Source organism: Pseudomonas sp. MF6751 (assembly GCF_016613265.1).
Classification (GTDB): Bacteria; Pseudomonadota; Gammaproteobacteria; order Pseudomonadales; family Pseudomonadaceae; genus Aquipseudomonas; species Aquipseudomonas fluorescens_BV.
In genome coordinates, this window is the sequence record NZ_JAENSV010000049.1 from 26813 (window position 1) to 38268 (window position 11456).

General features: G+C 61.1%; 8 protein-coding genes. 6 read left to right on the forward strand and 2 right to left on the reverse strand.

Annotated elements, in window-relative coordinates; all coding sequences use genetic code 11:
* Positions 1-250: 250 nt before the first annotated feature.
* Positions 251-1033, reverse strand: coding sequence for a transporter substrate-binding domain-containing protein (locus JJD66_RS24370; protein ID WP_198716750.1), 783 nt, complete (start codon positions 1031-1033; stop codon positions 251-253).
* Positions 1034-1195: 162 nt separating this feature from the next.
* Entirely contained in the window at positions 1196-1429 is a 234-nt protein-coding gene (locus JJD66_RS24375) for a hypothetical protein (protein ID WP_105225809.1), read from the reverse strand.
* A 214-nt stretch (positions 1430-1643) separates the two neighbouring features.
* Between JJD66_RS24375 and JJD66_RS24380 the strand changes: the two genes are divergently transcribed.
* From JJD66_RS24380 to JJD66_RS24405, 6 genes are all read left to right on the forward strand, one after another.
* Entirely contained in the window at positions 1644-2810 is a 1167-nt protein-coding gene (locus tag JJD66_RS24380; RefSeq protein WP_200649236.1) for an efflux RND transporter periplasmic adaptor subunit, read from the forward strand.
* A complete protein-coding gene (locus tag JJD66_RS24385) occupies positions 2807-5902 on the forward strand; it encodes a multidrug efflux RND transporter permease subunit (RefSeq protein WP_200649237.1) in 3096 nt (1031 codons plus the stop codon). Before JJD66_RS24380 ends, JJD66_RS24385 begins: the two co-directional genes overlap by 4 nt.
* A 7-nt stretch (positions 5903-5909) precedes the next feature.
* Positions 5910-6602: a heavy metal response regulator transcription factor gene (locus JJD66_RS24390; RefSeq protein ID WP_014716981.1), complete on the forward strand. Its 693-nt coding sequence runs from the start codon at positions 5910-5912 to the stop codon at positions 6600-6602.
* Positions 6592-7956 (forward strand): heavy metal sensor histidine kinase, encoded by a 1365-nt coding sequence (locus JJD66_RS24395; RefSeq protein WP_200649238.1) that lies wholly within the window; start codon positions 6592-6594, stop codon positions 7954-7956. The genes JJD66_RS24390 and JJD66_RS24395 overlap by 11 nt, the downstream gene beginning before the upstream one ends.
* A 381-nt stretch (positions 7957-8337) precedes the next feature.
* Positions 8338-9660: an OprD family porin gene (locus tag JJD66_RS24400; protein WP_200649239.1), complete on the forward strand. Its 1323-nt coding sequence runs from the start codon at positions 8338-8340 to the stop codon at positions 9658-9660.
* A gap of 162 nt (positions 9661-9822) precedes the next feature.
* Positions 9823-11319, forward strand: coding sequence for a GGDEF domain-containing protein (locus JJD66_RS24405; RefSeq protein WP_200649240.1), 1497 nt, complete (start codon positions 9823-9825; stop codon positions 11317-11319).
* Positions 11320-11456 lie beyond the last annotated feature (137 nt).

Sequence of the window (11456 nt, forward strand, 5' to 3'; positions counted from 1 at the left end):
CTTATTTTGGCGTAGGTATCTACTCAACTTCAGCGCGACGCTGGACCTGTGGCGAGGGAGCTTGCTCCCGCGACGGCCTACCATTCGACGAAAATTTCCCTGACGCCCCTCGATCCAACTGTGGGGCGTCAGCTAGATAGTCGCAGGCTGTCAGGCCGTCATCGCAGCAAGCCAGCTCCCACATTTGGAGCTCGGAGTGTCAGGTAGATAGGCGCCTCTCGGGAACAGAGTTGCACTCACACATTAGCGCTCATGGATGGGCAGGCAACACATCGAGGCGATAGGGCTGGAGGATGCGTTGGTATTCGCCATTGTGCATCAATTGCTCAAACGCGTGATTAAGCTCATTACGCAACGCGGTATCGGTTTTTCGCACCGCAATCGCCACGCTATTACCCAGCAGGCCAGACGACACAGGCGGCCCCATGAAATTGAAGTCCAAGCCCTGGGGCGTCTCTAGCAGGGCCTCTCGGATCTCCACGGCGCCTTGAAGGGTCGCGTCAATATCGCCCGAAACCAGACTCTGCACCAGTTGGTCGTTGAGCCAGAAACTCCTGATGATTACCCCTGCCGGCGCCCACTGCGACAGGGCAAAGGCTTCCCGATTACTGCGCACCAGCACCCCGACACGCTTGCCCCTGAGCGACCGTCGATTAGGGCGCAGGCCCGAGGTTTTACGCGCCACCAGCCGAGTGGTGATCGGGTAGAGATCACGGGTGAAACTCACCCGTCGCCGTCGACTGCAGGTGGGCGCCATGCCCATGATCGCGTCGAACTGCCTGGCCTCAAGAGCGGGGAAATTTTCCATGACGATCTGGTCAACCCAGGTACAGCGCACGTTGAGCTGCTCGCACAGGGCATTGCCCAGTTCGATGTTCAGCCCCACCAATTGCCCTTGAGAATTGCGGCTTTGAAAAGGCGGAAAATGTGCAGCGACGGCGAAACGGATTTCACGCCGAGGTTGAACGTCGGCGGCAACGACACTTGTCGAGAGCAAGAGGGCAAGCACCGCACAAAGGTGTATCAGGGCCACGGGAATGTCCTTTTCCGGAAAGCTGACTCACCACGCCCCGATGAGCGTCATCGGGACGAAGCAAACGCTGTGCAAGCTTTCAAGAATCGGTCGCAGACCTACAAGCAGAAATGTCCACGGGCGATGTAGGCAACTGCCTATAACGCACGCAACGCTTTAATCTCAGCGTTTACCCATGGAGCGGCGAGTGCCCGGAGGCGCCATGCCTGGCGTCTTGGTATGGCCGTTCTTGGCGCCGCCTTTGTACCAGGGCTGGCTGGCATTCTTGGCGCCAGCCAGCTCACCCGGTTTGAAGGGGAACTTGAACGCCGGGATCTCGGCTTTTTCAACGCCGTCGGCGGTGGCCGAATCGACGGGGTCAGCCGCGTCGACAGGGGGTTGGGTTGGGGAAGTCATAAGGGCTCCGGCGCAGCTATAGGTGTAAAAGCGCCAGTATACGGGGGCAAAGCGGCGAGCGGTAAGCTTCAAGCCACAAGTAAAAAGCGCTAGCTGTCGCGGCTGTCAGTTTGGCGTCACCGTGCTGACCGCATTACCGGGCTATAAAGCAGCTACCCAACCTTCAACTGGCAGCTTGCAGCTTAAAACGTGCAACTGCGCCCCGGCGCCTCCCATGCAGATAAAACGAAACACGGCCCTGATGGTGGGCATCCTCTTGGTATTGGCGGTGGCCGCCTGGGCAGTAACACGGCCTGCCAAGCCCCGCCTGGCAGCGCCCACGGCGATCCCGGTACGGGTGGTGAACGTCGCGCAACAGGACGTTCCCAGGTTTGTCAGCGGCATAGGCTCAGTGCTGTCGTTGCACAGCGTGGTGATTCGCCCGCAGATCGACGGCATCCTCACCCAGTTGCTCGCCAAGGAAGGCCAATCGGTAAAAGCTGGCGATCTGTTGGCTACCATCGACGACCGCTCGATCCGCGCCAGCCTCGACCAGGCCAAGGCGCAATTGGGCGAAAGCCAGGCACAGTTGCAAGTGGCGTTGGTCAATCTCAAGCGTTACAAGGCGCTGAGCATCGACGACGGCGTGTCGAAACAGACCTATGACCAGCAACAGGCACTGGTCAACCAGCTCAAGGCCACGGTGCAGGGCAATCAGGCGGCCATTGATGCGGCTCAAGTACAACTTTCCTATACCCAGATTCGCTCCCCGGTCAGCGGCCGCGTGGGGATCCGCAATGTGGACGAAGGCAACTTCCTGCGCATGAGCGACACCCAGGGGCTGTTTACCGTCACCCAACTCGACCCGATTGCCGTTGAGTTCTCGCTGCCACAGCAGATGCTGCCAACCTTGCAGGGCCTGATCGCCGCCCCCACCCGGGCCACCGTCGACGCCTACCTGGGCGCCGACACCGATGGCCAGACCGGCGATCTGCTGGGCGAAGGCCACCTGAGCCTGATCGACAACCAAATCAGTTCCACCACCGGCACCCTGCGGGCCAAGGCCGAGTTCAACAACCCGGCGCATAAGCTATGGCCGGGACAACTGGTGACCATCAAAATCCAGACGGCCCTCGACAAGAACGCCCTGGTGGTACCGCCGACCGTGGTGCAGCGTGGGCTGGACTCACATTTCGTGTACCGCGTAAGCGCTGAAAAAGTCGAGGTGGTGCCGGTGCAGGTCGCTTACCAGAACAGCGACATCAATATCATCAAAGGCGTGCAGGCCGGCGATGTGCTGGTCAGCGATGGGCAATCTCGGCTCAAGGCCGGTGCGCAGGTGGAGGTGCTCAAGGAGCCGCCACAAGTGATCCACACCGCCGACGCCCAGGTGCAGCCATGAGCGCAAGCCGGTCGCCCTCGGCCTGGTGCGTTGATCACCCGGTCGCCACCCTGCTGCTGACCTTCGCATTGGTGTTGCTGGGGATTATTGCCTTCCCGAACCTGGCCGTCGCGCCACTGCCGGAAGCGGAATTCCCGACCATCCAGGTTACCGCGCAACTTCCTGGCGCCAGCCCGGACACCATGGCCTCATCGGTGGCCACGCCCCTGGAGGTGCAGTTCAGCGCCATCCCCGGCATGACCCAGATGACCTCCAGCAGCGCCTTGGGCTCCAGCCTCTTGACCCTGCAGTTCACCCTGGAAAAAAGCATCGACACCGCCGCCCAGGAAGTCCAGGCCGCGATCAACACCGCATCCGGCAAGCTGCCCAGCGACATGCCGAGCTTGCCTACCTGGAGGAAGGTCAACCCGGCAGACAGCCCGGTGTTGATCCTCAGCGTCAGCTCCAGCAGCATGCCCAGCACTGAGCTGAGCGACTACGTGGAAACCCTGCTGGCGCGCCAGATCAGCCAGATCGACGGCGTCGGCCAGATCAACATCACCGGCCAGCAACGCCCGGCGATTCGCGTGCAGGCGTCCCCTGACAAGCTCGCGGCCATTGGCCTGACGCTCGCCGATATACGCCTGGTCATCCAGCAGTCGAGCCTCAACCTGGCCAAGGGCGCGATCTATGGCGAAAACAGCGTGTCCACCCTGTCGACCAACGACCAGCTGTTTCACCCGGAGGAATACGGCCAACTGATCGTTTCCTACAAGGACGGTGCGCCGGTTCAACTGCGTGATATCGCCAACGTCATCAACGGCTCGGAAAACGCCTACGTACAAGCCTGGTCCGGCGATACGCCTGGGGTGAACCTGGTAATTTCGCGCCAGCCCGGCGCCAACATCGTCGACACCGTCGACCGCATTCAAGCCGAGCTGCCGCGCCTGCAAGGCATGTTGCCGGCCTCGGTGCAGGTCAGCGTGTTGACCGATCGCACCAAGACTATCCGCGCCTCACTGCATGAAGTGGAAATGACGCTGCTGATCGCCATCCTGCTGGTGGTGGCGGTGATGGCGTTGTTCCTGCGTCAACTGTCGGCGACGCTGATTGTGTCTGCGGTGCTGGGTGTCTCGCTGGTGGCCAGTTTCGCCCTGATGTATGTGATGGGGTTCAGCCTGAACAACCTGACCCTGGTGGCCATCGTGATCGCCGTGGGCTTTGTGGTGGACGATGCGATTGTGGTGGTGGAGAACATCCATCGGCACCTGGAGGCAGGCCTGGGCAAGCGCGAAGCAGCGATCAAGGGCTCGGGTGAAATTGGCTTTACCGTGGTGTCCATCAGCTTCTCGCTGGTGGCGGCGTTTATTCCGCTGCTGTTCATGGGCGGGGTGGTCGGTCGGTTGTTCAAGGAGTTTGCGTTGACGGCCACCGCGACCATTCTGATTTCAGTGGTGGTTTCGCTGACATTGGCACCGACGCTGGCCGCCTTGTTCATGCGCGCCCCTACCCACCCTGCCCACGCAAAACCCAGCTTCAGCGAACGCCTGCTGGCCGGCTATGCGCGCAACCTGCGCCGTGCCCTGGCGCACCAACGCAGCATGGCCGCGATCTTCGTGGTAACCCTGGCCCTGGCGGTGGTCGGCTATGTGTTCATTCCCAAGGGATTCTTCCCGGTGCAGGACACCGGTTTCGTGCTCGGCACCAGCGAAGCGGCGGCCGATGTGTCGTACAAGGACATGGTCGCCAAGCACAAGGCCCTGGCCGAGATCGTCAAGGCCGACCCGGCGGTGCAGGCGTTTTCCCATTCGGTGGGCGTTACCGGCAGCAACCAAACCATCGCCAACGGCCGCTTCTGGATCGCCTTGAAAGACCGCAGTGAGCGCGATTTGTCCGCCAGCCAGTTCATCGACCGCATCCGCCCGCAGTTGGCGAAGGTGCCGGGCATCGTGCTGTACCTGCGCGCCGGCCAGGACATCAACCTGAGCTCCGGCCCCAGCCGCGCCCAGTACCAATACGTGCTCAAGAGCAACGACGGCCCGACGCTGAACACCTGGACCCAACGCCTTACCGAAAAACTGCGCGCCAACCCGGCGTTTCGCGACCTGTCCAACGACCTGCAACTGGGCGGCAGCATCACCCATATCAGCATCGACCGCCAGGCCGCCGCGCGCTTCGGGCTGACCGCCACCGATGTCGACCAAGCGTTGTACGACGCCTTCGGCCAGCGCCAGATCAACGAGTTCCAGACCGAGATCAACCAGTATCAAGTGATACTTGAACTGGACAGCCAACAGCGCGGCAAGGCCGAAAGCCTCGACTATTTTTACCTGCGCTCGCCATTGACCAATGAAATGGTGCCGCTGTCGGCCTTGGCCAAAGTCGACCCGCCCACAGTCGGGCCGTTGTCCATCAGCCATGACGGCATGTTCCCTGCTGCCAACCTGTCGTTCAACCTGGCGCCCGGCGTGGCCCTGGGCGATGCGGTGATTATGCTCGACCAGGCCAAAAACGAAATCGGGATGCCGAGCACAATCATCGGCAACTTCCAGGGTGCGGCCCAGGCGTTCCAGAGCTCGCTGGCCAGCCAACCCTGGCTGATCCTCGCGGCGCTGGTAGCGGTCTACATTATTCTGGGTGTGCTGTATGAGAGTTTTGTGCACCCGCTGACGATCATTTCCACCCTGCCCTCGGCGGGCCTCGGTGCGCTTATTATGCTGTGGCTGCTGGGCCAGGACTTTTCGATCATGGCCTTGATCGGCCTGTTGCTGCTGATCGGCATCGTGAAAAAAAACGGTATCTTGATGATCGACTTCGCCCTGGAGGCGCAGCGGGTACGCGGGCTGCCGCCCGAAGATGCGATTTATGAAGCCTGCGTCACGCGGTTCCGGCCGATCATCATGACCACCCTTGCCGCGTTGCTCGGTGCGGTGCCGTTGATGCTCGGCACAGGCCCTGGGGCGGAACTGCGCCAGCCGCTGGGCATCGCGGTGGTCGGTGGCTTGCTGGTGAGCCAGGCGCTGACGCTGTTCACCACGCCGGTCATATACTTGTACCTTGAACGTTTTTTCCACAGGCCCAAACCAGCGCTGACGCTGGCGACCACACACTGAGGCGGTCATGCGCGTCCTGATTATTGAAGATGAAGAAAAAACCGCGGACTACCTGCACCGCGGCCTGACCGAGCAAGGCTATACCGTCGACGTGGCCCGTGAAGGCATCGAGGGCCTGCACCTGGCGCTGGAAAACGATTACGCAGTGATCGTGCTCGACGTGATGCTGCCCGGCCTGGATGGCTTCGGTGTGTTGCGCGCCTTACGCGCCCGCAAGCAGACGCCGGTGATCATGCTCACCGCTCGCGAGCGCGTGGAAGACCGCATCCGCGGCCTGCGCGAAGGCGCCGACGATTATCTGGGCAAGCCCTTTTCGTTCCTGGAACTGGTGGCCCGCCTGCAAGCCCTGACCCGCCGCAGCGGCGGCCATGAACCGGTGCAGGTCACCGTCGCAGACCTGTGGATCGACCTGATCAGCCGCAAGGCCAGCCGCAACGGTGTACGCCTGGACCTGACCGCCAAGGAGTTCTCGCTGCTCAGCGTATTGGCGCGGCGCCAGGGCGAAATACTGTCCAAGACCGCCATCGCCGAGATGGTCTGGGACATCAATTTCGACAGCGATGCCAACGTGGTGGAAGTGGCGATCAAGCGCTTGCGCGCCAAGCTCGATGGGCCGTTCGAACACAAGCTGCTGCACACCATTCGCGGCATGGGTTATGTGCTGGAGAACCGCATGCAGGAAAACCACAGTGGTCGCTAACTCCATCGCCCTGCGCCTGAGTGGCATGTTCACCCTGGTGGCGCTGCTGATCTTTCTGTTGATCGGCGGCGCGCTGTACCAGCAGGTCGACCGTGGCCTGGGGTTGTTGCCAGGTGCCGAGCTGGATGCGCGCTACAGCGTGCTGGAGTCGTCGATCAATCGCTTCGGCACGCCGGAGCATTGGGCCAAGATCAGGTCCAAGCTCAAGCTGTTGGGGGAAGAAGACAAGCGCATCCGTTTCTGGGTGGTCAGCAGCGACCCGAGCTACGAATACGGTGAGCCGGATGCGCAGATTCGTGCCTTTGCCGAGGGCGCTACGGGTAAGCGCGACCTGCGTCTACCGGATCACGATTATCCCTTCAAGGTGCTGGTCAGCCAGTTTTCAGCCAAGGACCAGCGCCCGGCGCTGCGTTTCATGATTGCCATCGACACGGAAAACTTCCGTGCCACCCAGCATCACTTGCTGGTGGCGTTGATCAGCCTCGCGCTGGTGGGTGTAACACTGGCGGCACTGTTGGGGTTCTGGGTCGCGCGTATCGGCCTCAAGCCCCTGGGCAAACTCTCGGATGAGGCGCAAAAGCTTGCGCCGCCGAAACTCTCCGGGCGCCTGCACCTGTCGCCGCTGCCGCCGGAATTGAGCCAGTTCGTCAATTCGTTCAACGCCACCCTCGACCGTGTCGAGCAGGCGTATTCGCGCCTGGAATCGTTCAACGCCGACGTCGCCCATGAACTGCGTTCGCCGCTCACCAACCTGATTGGCCAGACCCAGGTGGCCCTCACTCGCGGTCGGTCGGCGGAGCAGTATTTCGAGGTGCTGCAATCGAACCTGGAAGAGCTGGAACGGCTGCGCTCGATCATCAATGACATGCTGTTCCTCGCCAGCGCCGACCAGGGCAGCAAGGCCACCAAGCTGATCGAAAGCGCCCTGGCCGATGAAGTGGCCACCACCCTCGACTACCTGGACTTCATCCTCGAAGACGCCCAGGTCGAAGTGCGCGTGCACGGCGATGCCGTGGTACAGATCGAAAAGGCCCACCTGCGCCGCGCACTGATCAACCTGCTGAGCAATGCCGTGCAACACACCGCGCCGGGGCACGTCATCGACGTGCACATTGAAGTGCAGGCACACCAGGTGGCGATTGGCGTGACCAACCCCGGCGAGGTCATTGCCAGCGAACACTTGCCACGCCTGTTCGAGCGCTTCTATCGAGTGGATGCCTCGCGCAGCAACAGCGGGGCCAATCACGGGCTGGGGCTGGCCATCGTCAAGGCGATTGCGTTGATGCATGGGGGGGATGTGTTTGTGCGTAGTGAAGGCGGTGGCAATACGTTTGGTATCACCCTGCCGGTCTAAACAACTCGGTCAAAATGTGGGAGCTGGCTTGCCTGCGATAGCATCACCACGGTAGGCCTGGCATACCGAGGTGTCTGCATCGCAGGCAAGCCAGCTCCCACAGAAGATCCCATGGCCCTCACTGTTGCGGTTTGGGCAATAGTTATTATCTTGTTACACTCTGTATCGCACCGCTCGCCTGCGTTACTTTGACGCATCGATGAGCGCGACGGCAAAGGCAGCTGACCACTCACCCGAATTTCCCTCGACTTATTTCCAGGGCTCTACACTGGGAATCTGTCTTAAAGCCGCTGACTTCAGCGGCTTTTTTTTGCCGTGAAAAAAGGCCGGGCACACCCCCACGACACTGGCCGTTCATGATTGACCAAAGGAGCTCCACCGGTGAAGAACTCGCTGACGTTCACCCCGTTATTCCTCGCAATCGCAGCAACGATCATCCCCCTTGCCCATGCGACAGACGCCCCGCCCGCCGAAGGTTTCGTCGAGGGTTCGCACCTCACGATCAACACCCGCAACTACTACATGAACCGCGACCGACGCGATATTCATACCGATGACAGCAAGGAATGGGGCCAGGGCTTTATCGGCACCTTCGAATCCGGCTACACCCAGGGCACCGTCGGCTTCGGCCTGGACGTCAATGCCATGCTCGGCCTCAAGCTCGACGGCGGTGGTGGTACGGATGGTTCCAGCATCCTTCCGTATGGCAGCGGCAACGGCAAAGCGCCAGGTTCGTTCTCGACGGCTGGCGGCACCTTGAAGCTGCGCGCCTTCGACACCGAACTGAAAGCCGGCGACCTGTTCCTCAACAACCCGGTGATCGCCGGCGGCATGACGCGCATGTTGCCGCAGACTTTCCGTGGCGTGAGCCTGACCAACCACAGCTTTGACGGCTGGATGATCGAAGGTGGCCAGGCCAGTTTCACCAAGCTCTACAACCAGAGCGGCCATCGGCGCATCGGCACCAGCTACGGCACTCTACCCGCCAACACCGACAGCCAGCATCTGGACTGGGCTGGCGTGTCGTTCAGCGGGATCGAGGGGCTGACCAGCAACCTGTACGCCTCCGAACTCAAGGACGTCTGGCACCAGTATTACTACGACCTGGAATACACCTATGCCCTGAACGACCTGGTCAGCCTGACCCCCGGCCTGCACTACTACCACACCCAGGACACCGGCCAATCGCTGCTGGGGGATATCGACAACAACACCTACAGCCTGCATTTCACCGTGGGCGTGGGCAACCACAGCGTCACGGCGACTTATCAGCGGGTCAATGGCAATACGCCGTTCGACTACATTACCCAGGGCGACAGCGTGTACCTGGACAACTCCCAGCAGTACTCGGATTTCAACGGGCCCAACGAGCGCTCCTGGAAGCTCAAGTACGCCTACGACTTCGCCGGCCTCGGCGTGCCCGGCCTGACGTCCACCGTGTCCTACATCAGCGGCAAGACCGACCTGACCAAGGTCGACCCCAACAGTCGTGGCTACAGCAACTGGTACAGCGCCGATGGCAAGGACGCCAAGCACTGGGAGCGCGATATCGACCTGAAATATGTGGTGCAGGGCGGCACGACCAAGGACTTGGCCGTGCGCCTGCAATGGGCGACCAATCGCGGCAGCAATGGCTACTCTGCAGTGGACCGCGATGTGGATGAATACCGTGTGATCGTGGATTACCCGATCAACGTGTTCTGAGTACAGGTAGGAGCGAGCTTGCTCGCGAAAAACGTTAACGATAACGCGTGCTTCCTGAATAAACGCGGCGTCTGTGAGTTTTTCGCGAGCAAGCTCGCTCCTACAGCCATATTTAAGAGTTGCTACTACGCTAAGGGCATTCTCAACGCAGAAGTGTGCCCGATGAGTTCAAGCCCTACCCGCCCCAACCGCCGCCCGGAGCGCCTGCTGATCCTGGGCAGTACGCTCACAGTGTTGCTGATCGTGGGGGTCGTCACTGCGCTGCTGATTCGTGAACATGCCAACACCCTGCAGACGGCCAAGCGCACCGCCAACACCATCACTCAATTGATCGACGCTGATGTGCTGCGCAATGTCGAACTTTACGACATGGCCCTCAAAGGCTTGATCAGCGCCACCGAGCGCACCGACCTGCAAGACGTTTCAGAGAGCATCAGGCACTTGGTGCTGTTTGATCGTTCCGCAGCGGCGCCCTACAAGGGCGATATCCTGCTGTTGGACCCGGCCGGCGAGGTGATTGCCGATTCGTCCCTGCTCACGCCCAAGCTGGGTAACTTTGCCGATCGGGACTATTTTCAGGCGCACCGCATCAACCCCGACCTGGGCTTGTATATCAGCCGCCCGTTCATGGCGCGCTGCCAGTGTGCCGACCCCTGGCGCATCGCGTTCAGCCGTCGCGTTTCGTCACCGGATGGGCGCTTCCTGGGAGTGGCGGTCGCGTCCATGCGCCTCTCGTACTTTCATCAGTTGTTCAGCAGCTTGAACATCGGCAGCAACAGCACCATCAACCTGCTCAACCACCAAGGCATCCTGCTGGCGCAAGAGCCTCTGCTGGAAGTAGATATCGTCGACAAGGACCTGAGCCAGCGCCCGAATGTGGCGCGCATGCTGCGCGAAAGGGACGGCAGCTTCCAAAGTATCTCCAGTGTCGATCGCCATGCACGGCTCTACAGTTTTTCGAATGTGGGCAACTTGCCGCTGATCGTGGCGGTGGCCTTGTCCAGCGATGAAATGTTCGCACCCTGGCGGCGTGCGGCGTGGCTGGTCAGCATCGCGACCGGAGTGTTGTGCGTGGGCCTGTTGTGGCTGACTTGGGCGCTGTGCATGGAACTGCGCCGTCGCCATCGGGCTGAACAGGTGCTGTCAGAACTGGCAGCCACCGATGCCCTCACCGGCCTGGCCAACCGTCGCACGCTGGACGAACGCTTGCGGCTGGAATGGGACCGGGCACAACGCTCAACCGAGTCGTTGAGCGTACTGATGATCGATGTGGACCACTTCAAGGCCTTCAACGACCGCCATGGTCACCAGGGCGGCGATGAGGCGTTGCGTGCAGTCGCGCATGTGATCGCCAGCCATATCCGCCGCCCTGCCGACCTGGCGGCGCGTTATGGCGGTGAAGAGTTCGCGGTGGTGCTGCCCAATACCGACGCCAAGGGCGCGTGGGTGATCGCCGAGCATATCCGCAAGGGGGTCCAGCACTTGCCGAGAGTGGCCGGGGATGAGCAACCGATCACCGTAAGCATCGGCCTGAGTACCTGGCAGAAGCACAGCCGTACCTCCCTTGAAGACCTGCTGCTCAAGGCTGATCAGGCGTTGTATCAGGCCAAGCACAGCGGCCGTAACCAGATAGTGGATGTTTCAAAGAACTCAAACTGATGAGGTCAAATGTGGGAGCTGGCTTGCCTGCGATGGCCATAGGTATCTACACAACTTCGGCACGACGCTAAATCTGTGGCGAGGGAGCTTGCTCCCGTGACGACCTGGCAGCCGACACAGATATAACTGATGCCCCG

What these genes read in the sequence shown, in the direction of transcription:
- JJD66_RS24375 (WP_105225809.1), bottom strand. Translation starts at nt 1,429, where the DNA reads ATGACTTCCCCAACCCAACCCCCTGTCGACGCGGCTGACCCCGTCGAT.
- JJD66_RS24380 (WP_200649236.1), top strand. Translation starts at nt 1,644, where the DNA reads ATGCAGATAAAACGAAACACGGCCCTGATGGTGGGCATCCTCTTGGTA.
- JJD66_RS24385 (WP_200649237.1), top strand. Translation starts at nt 2,807, where the DNA reads ATGAGCGCAAGCCGGTCGCCCTCGGCCTGGTGCGTTGATCACCCGGTC.
- JJD66_RS24390 (WP_014716981.1), top strand. Translation starts at nt 5,910, where the DNA reads ATGCGCGTCCTGATTATTGAAGATGAAGAAAAAACCGCGGACTACCTG.
- JJD66_RS24405 (WP_200649240.1), top strand. Translation starts at nt 9,823, where the DNA reads ATGAGTTCAAGCCCTACCCGCCCCAACCGCCGCCCGGAGCGCCTGCTG.